Below are 16,535 nucleotides of genomic sequence, written 5' to 3' on the forward strand. Positions count from 1 at the left end.
CCGGTCAGGTCAGACCGAGGACGCGGGCGGCGTTGTCCTTCATGATCAGCGGCCGGACGTCGTCCTTGATCTCCAGGGCCGCGAAGTCCCGCAGCCACCGCTCCGGTGTGAGCAGCGGGTAGTCCGACCCGAAGAGGACCTTCTGTCTGAGCTGCGTGTTCGCAGCCCGGACGAGCTGCGGCGGGAAGTACTTCGGCGACCAGCCCGACAGGTCGATGTAGACGTTCGCCTTGTGCTGGGCGACGGAGATCGCGGCGTCCTGCCACGGCACCGACGGGTGTGCCATGACGATCGTCAGGCCCGGGAAATCGGCGGCGACATCGTCGAGCAGCATCGGATCGGAGTAGCGCAGCTTGATCCCGCGTCCGCCGGGCAGCCCTGAGCCGATGCCCGTCTGCCCGGTGTGGAAGAGCGCCGGGACACCGAGACCCTCGAGCTCCGCCCAGAACGGGTAGTGCTGCCGGTCGTTCGGCTCGAACGCCTGGATCGACGGGTGGAACTTGAACCCGCGGACGCCGTGCTCGGTGACGAGCCGCCGTGCCTCCCGGATGCCCGCCGCGCCGCGGGCTGGATCGATCGAGCCGAACGGGATGAGCACGTCGGCGTGCTCGGCGGCGGCTCCCGCGATCTCCTCGTTCGACAGCGTCGGATGCCCCGTCGCCAGCTCCGAGTCGACGGTGAACACCACCGCGGCCATGTTCAGCGCCCGGTAGTGCTCGGCGATCTCCGGCACGGTGGGGTGGTGCGGCTCGCCCTTGAAGTACTTCGCCGCCGCGTCGAGCAACTCGTCGTCCATCGACAGCGATCCGTGCAGGTCCTGCTCGACGTGCACGTGCACGTCGATCGCGGTGATCGCGTCCAGGTCGATGGCCATGCGGCGGCTCCCGGAGTTCGCGGCACTTTCCGCGCGGAGGGCTCGGGCGGGCGCCGGACTCTCCGCGCGGAAAGTCCCGGGGTCAGACCTCGGCGGGCAGGGGAGTGGTGCGGACGTCGTCGGCGACCGTGAGGGGGGCGCCCGTCGCGGCGACGACCTCGTCGACCGTCACGCCCGGCGCCGTCTCCAGCAGCACGAGCCCGTCGGCGGTGACGTCGATGACGGCGAGGTCGGTGATGATCCGGTCGACGCAGCCCTTGCCGGTGAGCGGCAGGCTGCACTCCTCGACGATCTTCGGGGACCCGTCGCGCGCGACGTGCTCCATCATGATGATCACGCGGCGGGCGCCGTGGACGAGGTCCATCGCGCCGCCCATGCCGTTGACCATCTTCCCGGGGATCAGCCAGTTGGCGAGGTCGCCGCGGGGGTTGACCTGCATGGCGCCGAGGATGGCGACGTCGAGGTGCTTGCCGCGGATCATCCCGAACGACTGCGCCGAGTCGAAGAAGCTCGCCCCCGGCAGGATCGTCACGGTCTCCTTGCCCGCGTTGATCAGGTCGGGATCCTCCTCGCCCTCGAAGGGGTAGGGGCCCACGCCGAGGACGCCGTTCTCGCTGTGCAGGACGACGTGGACGTCGTCGGGCACGTAGTTCGGCACCAGCGTCGGCATGCCGATGCCGAGGTTGACGTACTGGCCGTCCTCGAGCTCGAGCGCGACCCGGGCGGCGAGCTGGTCACGGGTGAGTGCCATCAGGCGGAAGCCTCCGTTGCCTCGTCGCCGGCCGCTGCGGGCGCGGCGTCCTTCTCGCTGCGGGGCCGGGTGGTGCGGTACTCGATCCCCTTGCCCTCGGTGCCGACGGCGACCACGCGGTCGACGAACACCCCGGGCAGGTGGACGTGCTCGGGCTGGATCTCGCCCGGCTCGACGAGCTCCTCCACCTCGGCGATGGTGATCCGCCCGGCCATGCCGGCGAGCGGGTTGAAGTTCTGCGCCGACTCGTGGAAGACCAGGTTGCCGTGCCGGTCGCCGACCGCCGCCCGCACGAGCGCGAAGTCGGCGGTGAGGGAGGTCTCCAGCACGTACTGGTGGCCGTCGAAGACCCGGACCTCCTTGGGCTCGCTGGTCTTCACCACGTTGCCGTCGGCGTCGTACCGCACCGGGATGCCGCCCTCGGCGACCATGGTGCCCACGCCCGTGGGGGTGTAGAAGGCGGGGATGCCGGCGCCGCCGGCGCGCAGCTTCTCGGCCAGGGTGCCCTGCGGGGTGAGCTCCACCTCCATCTGGCCGGAGAGGTACAGCCGCGCGAGTTCCTTGTTGCCGCCGACGAACGAGCTGATGGTCTTGCTGATCCGGCCGGCGTAGAGCAGGACGCCCAGCGCCTGGTCGTCGACGCCGCAGTTGTTCGAGATGGTGGTGAGCCCGCTCGCGCCCTGCTCGAGCAGGGCGCGGATCAGTGCGATGGGGACGCCGCACAGCCCGAACCCGCCCACGGCGAGCGTGGCGCCGTCCGGGATGTCGGCGACGGCCTCGCGCGCGGAGGCGACGACCTTGTCCATGCTCGGGTGCTCCCTGAGGTCGGTTGCGGGGTGCCCAGTATCACTGCCACCTCCACCCGCAGCCATGTGCGGGGGCTCCTGGACGGAAGGCGCGGGGAACCACCCGCCGTCCGGCGTCGTTTGCGCGGGCATGGAGCTGACCTGTCCGAAGTGCCACGGGACCATGCGTACCTACGAGCGCAACGGCGTCCACGTCGACCAGTGCGCGGAGTGCCGCGGGATCTTCCTCGACCGCGGGGAGCTGGACCGGCTGATCGATGCGGAGAACGCCTGGCACGGCGGTACGCGCCAAGCCGGGAAGCACGACGACGACGACCGCAGGCACGAATCCCGCTCCGCGTCGGAGCACGGCTCCGAGTACCGCTCGGAGCACGGGTCGCAGTCCACGTCCGGCGGGCTCGGCGCCGTCGTCGGGGAGGTGCTCAAGCAGGTGGGCGGCCAGAAGCACGGCGGCTACGACCAGCGCGGCGGCTACGGCCAGCAGCACTCGAGTTCCCGCCCACGCAAGAAGGAGTCCTTCCTGGGCGACCTGTTCGGCTGATCTCGCGTCCGGCGCCGGCGCCCCGGCTCAGCGGCTCAGCGGCTCAGCGGCTCAGCGGAGGCGGAGGGTGAGCCGGACGCGGGTGCCGTCGCCGTCGGTCGTGATGTCGACGTGGTCGCAGAGCTGGCGCGCCAGCCAGAGGCCCATGCCGCCGCGGGACAGATCCTCCCCGTGCGCCGGGCCGTAGCCGGCGAAGGGGTCGTCCCAGCCGGGGCCGCGGTCGGCGATGGTGCAGACGAGCCGGTCGGTCGAGATCCACAGCCGCAGGCTGATGGGCGGCCTGCCGTGCCGCGCGGCGTTGGAGCTCATCTCGTCGACCGCCAGCAGGTAGTCCTCGACCGGGTCCCGCGGGGCGTCCACGGTGGCGAGCTCGGCGGCGACGGCGTGCCGGAGGGCGATGAAGTCGGTGACGTCGAGCGCGGCGAGCCGAGGCGGGGTGTGCTCCAGCGGCTCGGGCGGCACGGGGAGGGTCCTGACGTACTCGGCGGGGGCCCTGAACTGCGCGTTGGGTGCCCACCCGTCGGTGGTCACTACCCCGGAGTGCGTCCGCATCGCCGACTCGAGGACGGGATCGGGCAGCCGCTGGGTGTCGAAGACGCACAGGCCCCACAGCGGCCAGGACGCGAGGGCGTGGTTGATGACCGCCTCGTAGCGCTGCCACTCCAGCCAGTCCCGCTCGGTGCGGCCGAAGTCGACCTCGCCGACCACACGGACCCGCGTCGTGCCCCCGGCCGACCGCTCCTCGGCGAGCCGGCGGAAGGTGGTGATGGCGGTGGGCGTGCGGGCCCGGTAGACGTCGCCGCGGGCCACCACGTGCACCAGCGGATGACCGTCGAGGGCGTCGCGGAGGACGTCCGCCGTGCGGGGGGAGGTGGCGACGACCGCCGCCTCGCCGGCGTCCAGTCCCTCCAGCAGGAACGGCACGGCGGCATCGGTGAGCCGGTCGTCGGTGTCGAAGAGCAGCGCGTCGTGCCGGTAGCCGCCGCGCCCGGGAGTGCTCGCCTCCCGCACCCCGCGCTCCGTCACCGCCCAGCCCCCGAGTCGTCGTCGCCGTGCCCCCGTGTCCGAGGGTTCGCCCCCACGGTAGGGCAGCGGCCGGGGTCGGTGCGCCGGGCCGGGGCAGGGCGGGGCACCGGCCCCCGGCACGACCGGCCACACTCGTCGCTGTCCTGCGGTTTCCCGGAGCGCCGGGCGGGCAGGGCAGTCGATGCAGCGGACGACAGGAGACTCCTCATGGCCATCGCCACGATCAACCCCGCCACCGGCGAGACCCTCACGACCTTCGAGCCCCTCTCCGAGGCGGCGCTGGAGGAGCGCATCGCCCGCTCCGCTGCTGCCTGGGCCGGCTACCGGCTGACGACGCCGGAGCAGCGGGCCGGCTGGCTCCGGGCCGCCGCCGACGTCCTGGACGGCGACCTCGACAGGGTCGGCGAGCTGATGACCCTCGAGATGGGCAAGACGCTGGCCTCGGCGAAGGCCGAGGCGGCCAAGTGCGCCAAGGCGCTGCGGTACTACGCGGAACACGGCCCGGCGATGCTGCGACCGCAGCCCGCCGACGCCGGCGCCGTCGGGGCGCGGGAGGCCTACGTCGTGCACCAGCCCATCGGCGTGATCCTGGCGGTCATGCCGTGGAACTTCCCCCTGTGGCAGGCCATGCGCTTCGCCGCCCCGGCGCTCATGGCCGGCAACGTCGGCCTGCTCAAGCACGCGAGCAACGTTCCGCAGACCGCGCTGTACCTGGAGGAGGTCTTCGTCCGGGCGGGCTTCCCGGCCGACGTCTTCCAGACGCTGCTGATCGGCTCGAAGGAGGTCGAGCGGGTGCTCCGCGACGACCGGGTGGCCGCGGCGACGCTCACCGGGAGCGCGCCGGCCGGCCAGTCCGTGGCCTCGATCGCCGGAGACGTGCTGAAGCCGACTGTCCTGGAGCTGGGCGGCAGCGACCCGTTCATCGTCATGCCGTCGGCCCATCTGGAGACGGCCGCGGACGTCGCCGTCACCTCGCGCTGCCAGAACAACGGGCAGAGCTGCATCTCGGCCAAGCGCTTCCTCGTGCATGCGGATGTCGCCGAGGAGTTCACCCGGATCTTCGCCGAGAAGCTCGCCGCGCTCACCGTGGGCGACCCGATGGCCGAGGACACCCAGATCGGCCCGCTGGCGACCGAGGCGGGCCGGGAGGACGTCGAGCGGTACGTGCAGGACGCCGTCGACAAGGGCGCCACCGTGGTGGTCGGCGGGCAGCGTCCCGATGGCCCCGGCTGGTACTACCCGCCGACGCTGGTCACCGGGATCACGCCGGAGATGGAGATGCACACCGGCGAGGTGTTCGGTCCGGTCGCCGCTCTGTACACGGTGTCGGGGATCGACGAGGCGATCGAGATCGCGAACAGCCACCCCTACGGGCTCGGCGCCAACCTGTGGAGCGAGGACGAGGCAGAGCGCGAGCGGTTCATCCGGGACGTCGCCTCCGGCATGGCCTTCGTCAACGGCATGGTGGCGAGCTTCCCCGAGCTGCCGTTCGGCGGGGTGAAGCAGAGCGGCTACGGCCGCGAGCTGACCGACGTCGGCATGTACGAGTTCATGAACGCGAAGACGGTGTGGATCGGTGCCCCCGGCAGCGAGCAGCGGGCCGCCCACTCGGCCGGTTCCCACGCGGAGTGAGCCGCGGCTGAGGCGGGGCCGTGTTCGACGTCGACTGGATGGGGCTGCTCGGCCGGGAGGTGCTGCGGGAACGCGCCGCCGCCCTGATCGCCGAGGCCTGCGCCTGGGCCGTGGGCATGTCCGACCGGCCGCACTACCGGCACGGCTCCGCCGGGGTCGTGCCCTCCGGCCTGACGCTCGGCGTCCGGGCGGCCACCGACCAGCTCCTCGGCAGTGAGGAGGACGGCCGGCTCGACCTGGGCGACGCCCGCGCGGGCAGCTTCCGGGACGCCCTGAACGCCCTCGACGGGGAGGGGCGGCTCTACGCCGACCGGTTCGACGAGGAGGTGCTGCACCCCTTCGCGCACGAGACCTGCCTGCTGGCCGCCGAGCGTGCCCGGGCCACCCGGCCGGGAGCGTGGGCGGAGCTGGCCGACGACGTGGGCGAGGACCCGGCCGATCTACCTGCCGTCCTGCAGGCAGGGGAGTGGGAGGTGCCCCTGCGCATGGAGGCGGAGGTCCTGGTCCTGGGCGCGCTGGCCGACGTCCCGCTCCTCGACGTCGAGGCCGAGGGGGTGCCGCTGTCGCTGGTACGGGCCGCCGAGGCGGTCCTCCGGGCCGCGGGCCCACCGGCCGGCCCGGACCCGACCGCGGGAACGGTCCCGACCGCGGGAACGGTCCCGACCACGGGAGCGGGCCCGCCGGGGGACGACCTCGCCGGGTCGCTGTTCCTCGCCCGTGCCGCCGTCACCGCCGCCGGCGTACCGCTGCCCGTCGCCCCCGAGGCCGCTGAGCTGCTGGTGGGGGAGCTGCTCGCGCACGGGCTGGAGCCCGACGAGGTCGTCGCCGTGCTGCCGCACCTGCCGGTCCAGCCGGCAACCGCCGACGAGGTCGTCGCGATCGTCCGGGCGGCCGGCATCGGGTGACAGTCCCTTCGGCCCTGTCGGCCGGCTGCGACCGGCGACAACCTGACCGCGCTGGTACCAGCTCTCCGGCGGAGCGGGCCGCCGCGCTCGACGCCGACCTGCTGGAGCTGGCCCGGCGCTCCGACTGCGGGGACGGCGCGACGGTCCTGGACTGGAGTACCTGCTGATGACCGCCACCAGGAAGCGGGAGACCGTCCCCAGCCCGCGGTAGGGGACTGTTCCGCCCCCGCCGCCTCAGAGCTGGGCCGCGACGAGGGTCTCCAGGAGCAGGTCCGGGTGCTTCTCCTTGAACACCCGCAGACCCCACTTGTCGCCGAACACGGCGACGTACTCGCCGTTGGTGCGCTGCAGCACCTCGGCGTTGCGCGCCGTCGAGACCACGGGGGCCGAGGCCTCGTCGGTGCGCAGGGCGAGGGTGTAGGGGAGCCGGTCGAGCTCCACCGGGGCGCCGAACTCGTGCTCCATGCGGTGGGTGGCCACTTCGAACTGCATCGGTCCGACGACGGCGAGCACCGGCGCCTGGTCCCCCCGGCGGTCCGAGCGCAGCACCTGGACGACGCCCTCGGAGTCGAGCTGCTCGATCCCGCGGCGGAACTGCTTGTGCTTGCCGGTGTCCCGGCCGCGGCAGACCGCGAAGTGCTCGGGAGCGAAGGTGGTGAGCGGCGGATAGGTGACCGCCCGGTCGGCGTACAGGGTGTCGCCCACGCCGAGGGCCGCGGCGTTCACCAGGCCGACGACGTCGCCGGGATAGGCGACGTCGATGCTCTCCCGCTCACGGCCGAAGACGTGCTGGGCGTACTTCGTCGCGAAGGGGCGGCCGGTGCGGGCGTGCGTGACCACCATGCCGCGCTCGAAGACGCCCGAGCAGATCCGGATGAAGGCCAGGCGGTCGCGGTGCGCGGTGTCCATGCCCGCCTGCACCTTGAACACGAAGGCGCTGAACGGGTCGGTGATCGCCCGCGTGCCGCCGTCGGCGTCCCGCTGGTCCGACGGGGGAGGAGCGAGCCCGACCAGGGTGTCCAGCAGCGCGCCCACCCCGAAGTTGGACACGGCGGAGGCGAACAGCACCGGCGTCGTGACGCCGTCCAGGAACAGGGACTGCTCGTGGTCGGCTCCGGTCGCCTCCAGCAGCTCGACCTCCTCGACGGCCTGCTGCCACGCGTCGCCCTCGCGGGCCAGCGCGGCATCCGCCGAGAGCGTCTCCTCGGGGGCGATCGTGGCCCCGCCGGCGGTGCGGGTGAACCGGCGGTAGGTGCCGTCGGAGCGGTCGAGCACGCCCCGGAAGTCGCCCGCGATCCCCACGGGCCAGGTCAGCGGCGTGGGCGTCAGGCCGGTCCGCTCGGCGATCTCGTCCAGCAGCTCGAGGGCGTCCTTGCCCGGGCGGTCCCACTTGTTCACCACGGTGAGCACCGGGATGCCGCGGTGCCGGCACACCGCGAACAGCTTCATCGTCTGGGCCTCGAGGCCCTTGGCGGCGTCGACGAGCATCACGGCCGCGTCGACGGCGGTGAGCACCCGGTAGGTGTCCTCGGAGAAGTCGGCGTGGCCGGGGGTGTCGAGCAGGTTGATGACCGCGTCCCCGTACTCGAACTGCAGCGCCGCCGACGTGATGGAGATGCCGCGCGCCTTCTCCATGTCCATCCAGTCCGACACCGTGCCCCGGCGGCCGGCCTTGCCGTGCACCGCGCCGGCCTGGCCGATCACGCGGGCGTGCAGGGCCAGTGCCTCGGTGAGCGTGGACTTGCCCGCGTCGGGGTGGCTGATGACGGCGAACGTCCGGCGCCGCGCCGCCTGCCGGAGCACGTCCTGGGGGGCGTCGCCGGGGATCGTCTGCTCGTCGAGGGCGCTCACCGTCGCGCCGTCCGGGCAGCACGGAACCGGGCGGGAGAGAAGGGGAGCACGTCCCGACAGTAGTCGCGGGCCGGCTCAGACCTCGACGACCTCGAAGGTGCGGGTGGGCGCGACGAACTCCTCCTGGGCCGCGACGAGGAGGATCTCCCGCGAGCCGGCGTCCTCGGTCCGCTGGAGCAGCCCGAACACCGACGCCGCCGCGCGGCCGAGCGCCTCGCCGGCCGAGCGGGTGTCGAGCCAGTGGGCCAGGAACAGCGCCGCGATCGCGTCGCCGGCGCCGTTCACCGACACCCCGAGCCGTGGGGTGCGGACGCGGAAGTGCCGCCCGCCCTCGGAGGCCAGCAGGTCCACGGCGTCGTCCGGGGTGTCGTCGGTGACCAGGGACGTCGTGAGGACCACCCGGGGGCCGAGGTCGTGGACGGCCGCCACCGCGTCCTGCACCGCCGGCAGGGACCCGGTCGTCGTCCCGGACAGCAGGTCGAGCTCGAAGTGGTTCGGCGTGACGACGTCGGCGGCCGGAACCGCCACCTCGCGCAGAAACGCCTCGATGCCCGGCCGCACGAAGACCCCGCGGCCCACGTCGCCGATCACCGGGTCGCAGCAGTAGACCGCGTCGGCGTTCGCCGCGCGCACCTGTTCCACGGTGGCGACGACGGCGTGGCCGATGTCGGCCGACCCCAGATAGCCCGACAGCACGGCGTCGCAGCTGCCGAGCACGCCGCGCGCGGCGATGCCCTGGACGACCTCCTCGATGGCCGGGCCGTCGAAGACCCGCCCGGTCCACTCGCCGTAGCCCGTGTGGTTGGAGAACTGCACGGTGTGCACCGGCCAGACCTCGATGCCGAGGCGCTGGAGGGGGAACACCGCCGAGGAGTTGCCGACGTGTCCGTAGGCGACGTGGGACTGGATCGACAGGACGCTGACCACGGAGGACACGGTGGCACACCCTGCCCCGGTGGGGCCGAACAGCCCCCGGCTCCGGCGTCAGGACGCGGGAACCCGGCCCGACCGCGAGAGCAGCGCCGCCATGCCGCCGGCCAGCAGCGCGCCCGCGGTGTTCAGGACGGCGTCGACCGGCGAGACCACGCGACCCAACGGCAGGGCCCACTGGAGCGCCTCGATGCCCACCGCCACCGCGACCGCCGCACCGGCGAGCCGTCGCGGCGCGGCCAGCGCGGGCCACCGGAGCACGGCGAGGACCGCGAGCGGGCCCAGCAGGGCCAGATTCCCGGTCAGCTGCAGCAGCGTCGCCTCCGACGAGAGACCGGTGGCGTACCACCGCAGCTCGTCGAGCGGGGCACCCCAGGCACTGCCCCCGCCCTGCGGCAGCAGCGTGAGCACGGCGACGAGCACCGCCGCGGCGACCAGCGCCGCGTCGAACCGGCGTGGCGGCGGGGTCACCGGGCGCCCGCCGCGGGCCAGGGCGAGGCATCGGCCAGCGCGCCGACCGCTGCTGCCCCCAGGGCATCGACCTCGGCCGCGAGGACGGCGAGCGGCGGAGGAGTGCGGGCCCGGAGCAGGAGCTCCAGCCGCCGGCAGACCTGCTCGACCCAGTGCTCGCCCGTGCCCGCCGGGATCTCGAGGGGATCCAGCGCCCGCCACGGCTCCTCGAGCTCGTCGCTCAGCCCGGGCAGCCGGCGCAGCAGGTCCGCGCAGCCGGCAGCGAGCCGCCACCAGCGTCCCGCGTCCAGGTCCGGCGTCCTCCGCGTGCCCGCGGCCGCCCACCGCAGGAGGACGACGACCTCGTGCCACACGACATCGGAGACGACGTCGGCGACGGCGGAGCGGGACGGCGGGCGCCGGGAGAGCACGAGCCCGTCGGCGGCCCGCGGGTCGAAGAGGCGGTTCCGGAGGTCGTCGTCCATCCGCCCACCGTCGACCCCGAACCCTGTGGGCGGCCGGGAGCCGGCTGTGCCTTTCCTGTGTGCCCGCGGCTCGCCGGTCAGGCGCGGCCGTGGACGCACCTCACGTGCCCGGGCCTCCGAGAGTGGGGAGTCCGGCGGCCGCCCACGCGGAGAACCCGCCGACGACGTCCGTGGCCCGGTGCAGGCCGAGCGATCGCAGCGCGTCGGCCGCCAGGCTGGACGTGTAGCCCTCGGAGCAGAGCACGATCACGTCCACGTCGAAGCCGGTCGCCACGGCCAGGCGCGCGTCACTCGCCGGGTCGAAGCGCCACTCCAGGACGTTCCGCTCGACCGCGAGGGCGCCGGGCACCTCGCCCTCGGCGGCTCGTTGTGCCGCCGGCCGGATGTCGACCAGCACGGCCCCGGCCGCGATCCGGGCGGCCGCCTCGTGCGGCCCGACCCGCACGATGCGGGCCCGGGCGGCCGACAGCAGGTCGTCGATCGAGCGTGCCCCCCGTGGCCGGACCGCCCGGGAGGACTCGAGGGCCGGCGCGCTCACCAGTCCACCCCGGCCCGCTCGGTGCCGGTGCGCACGAGGGCGCCCGCCTCGATCCGGTAGGTGTTCATCGCCCGGAGGCCGGGCGTGTAGACGTGCACGCTGACCGCCGGGTCGGCGCCCAGGTTGGTCACCTGGTGGACGTAGTGCGGGCCGAAGTGCCGGACCCGACCTCCGGTGAGTCCGTTCGCCGACTCCCGGATGCCGCCGCTGCCCGCGGCGACCACGCGCTCCGTGAGCGTGCCGCGGACGACGGCGAAGGCGCCGGCGGATGCGGCGTGGTCGTGCAGCGGCGTCCCCTGGGAGGGGAGCCAGGACAGGAGCCACACCTGGGCCCCGGCGAGGTCGTCGTGCAGGTCGGGATCGAGCAGCGACGCGGCGTCACCCGTGGGCAGCAGGTGGGTCCAGCGGCTGGTCGAGCGGTAGTCCACGAGGGGCAGCCAGCGGTCCGAGACGGCGGCGAGGGCAGCAGCGAGGCCGGCCGCACCGGTGCGCCTGTCGGTCGGGTCGTCGGTGGGGGGTCGTCCGCCGTCGGGACGGCGGGGCAGGCGGGAGAGCAGCGTGCTGGAGGACACGGGGATTCCTGACGGGGAGCGCGCGGCATCGACCGGTCGGTGCCGGGACGGACGCGCGGAAGCGCTGGCGGGAAGGGAGTGTCAGGACTCCGGACAGAGCGCGCTGGCGACCCGCAGGAGATCCACTGCGGGCCGACCGAAGAGCTCGTCTGCGTCGGCCACACGGCCATGGGATCAATGAACCGATATGTCTGTCAAGTCGATCGGGTTAGTGCACTTTTCCTGTCGTCGGGGAAACGGCAGCCCGTCGGTCAGCCGGGCAGCAGGACGGTGCGCAGCTCGTGCGCGCCGTCCTCGCGGGTTCCCTCGTAGAACCAGCGCGTGCCGCCACCGGGCAGCGCGACGACGTCGCAGTAGCGCAGGCCGGACGGCGGGTGGGGGCTCTGCAGCAGCGGTGCGTCGCCGACCGCGGTGAACCGGCACTCCTCCGCCACGGCGAGGCCGGTGCGCTCCTCCCAGTTCTCCGCCGCGGTCGCCCGGCCGTCGTAGAGCGCCCAGGTGCGGGAGCCGTCCAGGACGACGGTGGCGAAGCGGACCCCCCGGGCATCCCAGCTGCCCGCGGTCCCCGCGAGCGCGGTGCCGCGCCACGTCCAGTCGATCCCGTCGGGGCTGGTGGCGTGCTCGGTCGTCATCCGGTCGGTGGCGTCCGGGTCGTCCAGCGGGTGCACCGAGGCCCACAGGTGCCACTGATCGCCGTCGTGCCGGATCACCGGGTCCTTCACCGCGGTGGTCGCACCGCCCGGGAGCACGGTGCGCGGGGTCGCCGCCGCGAGACCGGCCACGCTGCCGGCCTCCACGAGGTCGACCCGCCAGTGCTTGGTGCCCGGCGTGGCGCAGCTGACGTAGAGCCGCCAGCGTCCGTCGGGGGTGTGCACCAGGGCGGGCCGCTCCAGGGACTCGGCGCCGAACATGTCCTTGGCAAGCTCCAGCACCGGGTGGAACCGGACCCCGTCGGCGGACCGCGCGACCACGTTGGCGAACCCCCGCCCCTCGCCGACCGGGCGGCGCAGCCGGTAGGCCAGCCACCAGGTCCCGTCGACCAGTTGTGCCGACGGCCCGCCGGCCCAGGCGCCCGGGCGCGGATCGTCCGGGGCGAGGACCACCTCGGCGTCGGCCCAGAACCGGTCCGCGGCCGGCGGGCGGGGGGCGGACGTCTGGACGGTGCTGGACACGCGGCGGCTCCGGTCTCGGTCGAGGGGGACGGCGCCCAGTGTGCACACCGCCGCCGGGCCGCCCGCGGCACCGAGATGAGGGGTTCGCCCGCCGGTGCGATGATGCGGCCGGACCTGCCTGGCCCGGACGGGCCGCCTCGCCGCCGGTGCCGCGGCGCTGTCCCTGGAGGCGTTGATGACCGCACGCGAACCGCAGGAGATGGCCCAGATCGCCGCCGAGACGGGGGCGAAGAAGACCCATCGGAGCTGGGACCGCGTGCTGGTCAGCGCCTTCCTGGCCGGCGCCTACATCTCCTTCGGGGCCCTCGTCGCGATCACGGTGTCCTCGGGGCTCGACCCGGATATCTGGGGCACGATGCCCACGCTGCTGATGGGGACGGCGTTCACCCTCGGCCTGGTGCTCGTCCTCATCGCCGGCTCCGACCTCGCGACCGGCAACATGATGCTGGTCCCGCTCAGCGCGATGCGCGGCAAGATCGACCTGGGCGACGTCGTCAAGAACCTCACCCTGGTGCTGCTCGGGAACCTGATCGGCGCGTTGTTCGTCGCCTTCTTCCTCGCCGTCCAGACCGACGTGATCGGCGGCGCGGGGTCCGAGGGCAGTGCCCTGCTCACCTATGAGCGGCTGGCCTCGATCGCCGACGGGAAGATCCACCACAGCGCGTGGGAGACCTTCCTGCGGGGTGTCGGCTGCAACTGGCTGGTCTGCCTCGCGGTGTGGATGTCGCTGGGCGCGACCTCGGTCTCCGGGAAGATCCTGGCGGTCTTCTTCCCGGTCATGGCCTTCGTGGCGATGGGCTTCGACCACGTCGTCGCCAACATGTTCTTCGTCCCCGCCGCCATCTTCGCCGGCGTCCCGGACGTCAGCTGGGGCGATGCCGTCGTGAACTGGCTCCTGGCCGGCTCGGGCAACCTCGTCGGCGCCGTGGTCTTCGTCGCGACGTCCTACTGGTACCTGTTCCTCAAGGACGCGCCGGACAAGGCCTCCCCGGACAAGGCCTCCCCGGAAAAGCCGGCCGCGGCGAAGGGCGAGCCGGCCGAGCGCGCCTGAGCGGGCCGGTCGACGCCCCTCCGTTCGCAGCGGAAACCGGGCCGTGACATCGTTCCGGACCGGGGTCGATCCGCCGGCCCCCTCGGTCCGGCCCGGAAGGCTCGCATGAACCAGCACGTCGCAGATCGGCTGCGCTTCCTGCGCGCCTTCGTCGCCAACCCGAGGCAGGTCGGCGCGGTCCTGCCGACCTCGCGGTTCGCGGTGCGGGACATGCTGGATCTCGGGGACGTCCCGGGTGCCGGCCTCGTCGTCGAGCTCGGCGCAGGAACGGGCAGCCAGACCGCCGAGGTCCTGGCCCGGATGAAGCCCGACGCCCGGCTGGTCGCGCTCGAGATCGATCGCAACCTGGCGAAGCTGCTCCAGGAGCGCTTCGACGACCCGCGCCTGCAGGTGGTGTGCGACTCGGCCGAGAACCTGCACGACCACCTCGGCGGGCAGAAGGTCGACGTCCTCGTGTGCGCGCTGCCGTTCACCTCGCTCGAGCCGGGGCTGCGCCGCCGCATCCTCGAGGAGCTCCCGCGGGTCCTGGCACCGCGCGGCGTCGCCCTGGTGATCCAGTACTCCCCGCTGATCCAGCCGGAGCTGAGGCGCCTGTTCGGCTCGGTCCAGCGGCGGATCTCGATCTGGAACGTGCCCCCGGCCTTCCTGTTCGCCTGCGCGCTCGAGGCCCCGGCCGAAGACCGGTAGCTCGTCAGCTCCCGCCGGCGGCCCCCTCGCGCTGGGCGCCGAGCAGGGCGCGCAGGGCGGCGACCACCATGCGGTGGTCGTCGAGCTGCGGCAGTCCGGAGACGACGACGACGCCGACGGGCCCGACCGAGCGGACGACGACGGGCACCGCGCCGCCGTGCGCGGCGTACCGCTGCGGGTCGAGCTCGAACTTCTCCGCCAGGGTCGTGCCCTCGGCGGCGCACAGCTGACGCATGTAGAGCGAGCTGTGCCCGAACCGGTGCACCACCCGGGCCTTGCGTTCGATCCACGAGTCGTTGTCCGGTGCGGCCCCCGGCAGCGCCGCATGGAACAGCTGATGGCCGTTGCGGGAGATGTCGATGGCCACGGGGGCCCGGTCGCGGCGGGCCGCGGCCACCAGGGCGCACCCCAGGCCCCAGGCGTCGTCGTTGGTGAAGGAGGCGAACTGCAGCTCCTCCTCCTCGGCGGCGAGCTGGGTCAGCGGGACGTCGATGTCGTCGGCCATGACCACCTTCCTACCCGCGCCACCTGGCACCAGGCGGCGCGGGGGACGGCCTCGTCAGGCGTCGACGACCACCGGGATGATCATCGGGCTGCGCCGGTGGGCCCGGTGCGCCCAGTTCCCGACGGCGCGGGAGATGAGCTGCTCCAGCTGGATGGCGCTGCCCACGCCCTCCTCGGCTGCCCTCGCCAGGGCCTGCTCGATCAGTGGGACGACGTCCTTGAAGGTGGCGTCGTCGTGCACGAAGCCGCGGGCGAGGAAGTCCGGGGGCTCGACCAGCCGGCCCGTGTCGGCGTCGACGATCGCCACCACGGTGATCACGCCCTCCTCGGCCAGCGTCCGCCGGTCCTTGAGCGAGGCCTCGGTGGCGCCGCCGACGGTCATGCCGTCGACGTAGACGTTGCCGGCCGGCACCTTCCCGGTGATCGACACCCGCCCGTCGACCAGGTCGACGGCGACGCCGTCCTCGGCGATCACGACACCCTTCGGATGGACGCCGGTACGGATCGCAAGGTCGCCGTTCGCCCGCAGGTGACGCCACTCGCCGTGCACCGGCATCACGTTGCGCGGGCGGACGATGTTGTAGCAGTAGACGAGCTCGCCGGCGCTGGCGTGCCCCGACACGTGCACCTTGGCGTTGCCCTTGTGCACGACGTTGGCGCCCCAGCGGGTGAGCTCGTTGATGACCCGGTAGATGGCGTTCTCGTTGCCGGGGATGAGCGAGCTGGCCAGCAGGACGGTGTCGCCCTCGGTGATGCGGATGACGTGGTCGCGGTTGGCCATGCGGGACAGCGCCGCCATCGGCTCGCCCTGGGAGCCGGTGCAGATCAGGCACACCTGGTTGGCGGGCAGCTTCTCCAGCACCTTCATGTCCACGACGAGGCCCTTGGGCACGTTGAGGTAGCCCAGGTCGCGGGCGATGCCCATGTTGCGAACCATCGAGCGGCCGACGAAGGCGACCTTGCGGCCGTGGGCGTGCGCGGCGTCGAGCACCTGTTGGATGCGGTGCACGTGGCTGGCGAAGCTCGAGACGATGACCCGCCGGGGCGCCTTGCGGAACGCCGTCTCGATGGCCGGGACCAGGTCGCCCTCGGACAGCGTGAACCCGGGCACCTCCGCGTTGGTCGAGTCGGTGAGGAAGAGGTCCACGCCCTCCTCGCCGAGGCGGGCGAAGCCGCGCAGGTCGGTGATGCGGTTGTCAAGGGGGAACTGGTCCATCTTGAAGTCGCCGGTGTGCAGCACGAGGCCCGCGGCCGTGCGGATGGCGACGGCCAGCGCGTCGGGGATGGAGTGGTTGACCGCCAGGAACTCGCAGTCGAACGGCCCGAACGAGAGCTCGTCACCCTCGCTGACCTCGCGGGTCACCGGCTTGATCTTGTGTTCCTTGAGCTTCGCGTCGAGAAAGGCCAGCGTGAGCTTCGAGCCCACCAGCGGGATGTCCCGGCGCTCGCGCAGCAGGTAGGGCACGCCGCCGATGTGGTCCTCGTGGCCGTGGGTCAGCACGATGGCGACGACGTCGTCGAGCCGGTCCCGGATCGAGGTGAAGTCCGGGAGGATGACGTCGATCCCCGGCTGGTGCTCCTCGGGGAACAGCACGCCGCAGTCGACGACGAGCAGCTTGCCGGCGTGCTCGAACACGGTCATGTTGCGACCGATCTCGCCCAGCCCTCCCAGGGCGATCACGCGCAGACCGCCCGGGGCCAGCGGGGGAGGGGTGCGCAGTTCGGGGTGGGCGTGACTCATACCCCGAACGTTACGGCGG

The 16,535-nt window shown here is 73.2% G+C and carries 18 protein-coding genes; 5 read left to right on the top strand and 13 right to left on the bottom strand.

Features of this window, described 5'->3' with window-relative positions; all coding sequences use genetic code 11:
• Positions 1 to 4: 4 nt before the first annotated feature.
• From E4P39_RS17550 to E4P39_RS17560, 3 genes are all read right to left on the bottom strand, one after another.
• Entirely contained in the window at positions 5 to 868 is an 864-nt protein-coding gene (locus tag E4P39_RS17550; protein WP_135137946.1) for an amidohydrolase family protein, read from the bottom strand.
• A gap of 88 nt (positions 869 to 956) precedes the next feature.
• On the bottom strand, positions 957 to 1,625 hold the full coding sequence (locus E4P39_RS17555) for a CoA transferase subunit B (protein ID WP_135137874.1): 669 nt from the start codon (positions 1,623 to 1,625) through the stop codon (positions 957 to 959).
• The gene (locus tag E4P39_RS17560; RefSeq protein ID WP_135137875.1) at positions 1,625 to 2,431 is read right to left on the bottom strand and encodes a CoA transferase subunit A; all 807 of its coding nucleotides are present in this window, start codon (positions 2,429 to 2,431) and stop codon (positions 1,625 to 1,627) included. Before E4P39_RS17560 ends, E4P39_RS17555 begins: the two co-directional genes overlap by 1 nt.
• 130 nt (positions 2,432 to 2,561) lie before the next feature.
• Between E4P39_RS17560 and E4P39_RS17565 the strand changes: the two genes are divergently transcribed.
• Positions 2,562 to 2,972, top strand: coding sequence for a zf-TFIIB domain-containing protein (locus tag E4P39_RS17565; protein ID WP_135137876.1), 411 nt, complete (start codon positions 2,562 to 2,564; stop codon positions 2,970 to 2,972).
• A 51-nt stretch (positions 2,973 to 3,023) separates the two neighbouring features.
• Here E4P39_RS17565 and E4P39_RS17570 read toward each other — a convergent pair whose 3' ends face one another.
• The gene (locus E4P39_RS17570; RefSeq protein WP_245159923.1) at positions 3,024 to 3,983 is read right to left on the bottom strand and encodes a sensor histidine kinase; all 960 of its coding nucleotides are present in this window, start codon (positions 3,981 to 3,983) and stop codon (positions 3,024 to 3,026) included.
• 222 nt (positions 3,984 to 4,205) lie between these two features.
• Here E4P39_RS17570 and E4P39_RS17575 point away from each other — a divergent pair, with 222 nt between their 5' ends.
• Complete coding sequence (locus tag E4P39_RS17575; RefSeq protein ID WP_135137878.1) at positions 4,206 to 5,630, top strand: NADP-dependent succinic semialdehyde dehydrogenase; 1,425 nt, start codon at positions 4,206 to 4,208, stop codon at positions 5,628 to 5,630.
• A 20-nt stretch (positions 5,631 to 5,650) separates the two neighbouring features.
• On the top strand, positions 5,651 to 6,535 hold the full coding sequence (locus E4P39_RS17580) for a hypothetical protein (protein WP_135137879.1): 885 nt from the start codon (positions 5,651 to 5,653) through the stop codon (positions 6,533 to 6,535).
• A 234-nt stretch (positions 6,536 to 6,769) separates the two neighbouring features.
• Here the strand turns inward: E4P39_RS17580 and E4P39_RS17585 are convergent, their stop codons facing one another.
• From E4P39_RS17585 to E4P39_RS17615, 7 genes are all read right to left on the bottom strand, one after another.
• Positions 6,770 to 8,386: a peptide chain release factor 3 gene (locus E4P39_RS17585; protein WP_135137880.1), complete on the bottom strand. Its 1,617-nt coding sequence runs from the start codon at positions 8,384 to 8,386 to the stop codon at positions 6,770 to 6,772.
• A gap of 75 nt (positions 8,387 to 8,461) precedes the next feature.
• Positions 8,462 to 9,313 carry a pyridoxal kinase PdxY gene (gene pdxY, locus E4P39_RS17590; RefSeq protein ID WP_135137881.1) on the bottom strand — a complete coding sequence of 284 codons (852 nt, stop codon included), beginning with the start codon at positions 9,311 to 9,313 and terminating at the stop codon, positions 8,462 to 8,464.
• Between the two features lie 57 nt (positions 9,314 to 9,370).
• Positions 9,371 to 9,787, bottom strand: coding sequence for a VanZ family protein (locus tag E4P39_RS17595; protein ID WP_135137882.1), 417 nt, complete (start codon positions 9,785 to 9,787; stop codon positions 9,371 to 9,373).
• Complete coding sequence (locus E4P39_RS17600) at positions 9,784 to 10,251, bottom strand: hypothetical protein (protein WP_135137883.1); 468 nt, start codon at positions 10,249 to 10,251, stop codon at positions 9,784 to 9,786. The genes E4P39_RS17595 and E4P39_RS17600 overlap by 4 nt, the downstream gene beginning before the upstream one ends.
• Before the next feature lie 100 nt (positions 10,252 to 10,351).
• A complete protein-coding gene (locus tag E4P39_RS17605) occupies positions 10,352 to 10,789 on the bottom strand; it encodes a rhodanese-like domain-containing protein (protein ID WP_209306591.1) in 438 nt (145 codons plus the stop codon).
• Positions 10,786 to 11,361 (bottom strand): cysteine dioxygenase family protein, encoded by a 576-nt coding sequence (locus tag E4P39_RS17610; protein ID WP_167761928.1) that lies wholly within the window; start codon positions 11,359 to 11,361, stop codon positions 10,786 to 10,788. Before E4P39_RS17610 ends, E4P39_RS17605 begins: the two co-directional genes overlap by 4 nt.
• A 251-nt stretch (positions 11,362 to 11,612) precedes the next feature.
• Positions 11,613 to 12,533: a hypothetical protein gene (locus E4P39_RS17615; protein WP_135137885.1), complete on the bottom strand. Its 921-nt coding sequence runs from the start codon at positions 12,531 to 12,533 to the stop codon at positions 11,613 to 11,615.
• Between the two features lie 175 nt (positions 12,534 to 12,708).
• On the opposite strand from E4P39_RS17615, the gene E4P39_RS17620 reads away from it, so the two are divergent.
• Entirely contained in the window at positions 12,709 to 13,584 is an 876-nt protein-coding gene (locus tag E4P39_RS17620; protein ID WP_135137886.1) for a formate/nitrite transporter family protein, read from the top strand.
• Between the two features lie 105 nt (positions 13,585 to 13,689).
• A complete protein-coding gene (locus E4P39_RS17625; RefSeq protein ID WP_135137887.1) occupies positions 13,690 to 14,271 on the top strand; it encodes a methyltransferase domain-containing protein in 582 nt (193 codons plus the stop codon).
• A 4-nt stretch (positions 14,272 to 14,275) separates the two neighbouring features.
• Here the strand turns inward: E4P39_RS17625 and E4P39_RS17630 are convergent, their stop codons facing one another.
• Both E4P39_RS17630 and E4P39_RS17635 read right to left on the bottom strand, forming a co-directional pair.
• Positions 14,276 to 14,776: a heme-degrading domain-containing protein gene (locus tag E4P39_RS17630; RefSeq protein ID WP_135137888.1), complete on the bottom strand. Its 501-nt coding sequence runs from the start codon at positions 14,774 to 14,776 to the stop codon at positions 14,276 to 14,278.
• Between the two features lie 54 nt (positions 14,777 to 14,830).
• Entirely contained in the window at positions 14,831 to 16,516 is a 1,686-nt protein-coding gene (locus E4P39_RS17635; RefSeq protein WP_135137889.1) for a ribonuclease J, read from the bottom strand.
• Positions 16,517 to 16,535 lie beyond the last annotated feature (19 nt).

The sequence above is a fragment of the Blastococcus sp. CT_GayMR19 genome (assembly GCF_004570385.1).
In the GTDB taxonomy this organism is placed as follows: Bacteria; Actinomycetota; Actinomycetes; order Mycobacteriales; family Geodermatophilaceae; genus Blastococcus_B.

What these genes read in the sequence shown, in the direction of transcription:
- E4P39_RS17635 (WP_135137889.1), bottom strand. Translation starts at nt 16,516, where the DNA reads ATGAGTCACGCCCACCCCGAACTGCGCACCCCTCCCCCGCTGGCCCCG.
- E4P39_RS17555 (WP_135137874.1), bottom strand. Translation starts at nt 1,625, where the DNA reads ATGGCACTCACCCGTGACCAGCTCGCCGCCCGGGTCGCGCTCGAGCTC.
- E4P39_RS17575 (WP_135137878.1), top strand. Translation starts at nt 4,206, where the DNA reads ATGGCCATCGCCACGATCAACCCCGCCACCGGCGAGACCCTCACGACC.
- E4P39_RS17565 (WP_135137876.1), top strand. Translation starts at nt 2,562, where the DNA reads ATGGAGCTGACCTGTCCGAAGTGCCACGGGACCATGCGTACCTACGAG.
- E4P39_RS17620 (WP_135137886.1), top strand. Translation starts at nt 12,709, where the DNA reads ATGACCGCACGCGAACCGCAGGAGATGGCCCAGATCGCCGCCGAGACG.
- E4P39_RS17630 (WP_135137888.1), bottom strand. Translation starts at nt 14,776, where the DNA reads ATGGCCGACGACATCGACGTCCCGCTGACCCAGCTCGCCGCCGAGGAG.
- E4P39_RS17625 (WP_135137887.1), top strand. Translation starts at nt 13,690, where the DNA reads ATGAACCAGCACGTCGCAGATCGGCTGCGCTTCCTGCGCGCCTTCGTC.
- E4P39_RS17600 (WP_135137883.1), bottom strand. Translation starts at nt 10,251, where the DNA reads ATGGACGACGACCTCCGGAACCGCCTCTTCGACCCGCGGGCCGCCGAC.
- E4P39_RS17560 (WP_135137875.1), bottom strand. Translation starts at nt 2,431, where the DNA reads ATGGACAAGGTCGTCGCCTCCGCGCGCGAGGCCGTCGCCGACATCCCG.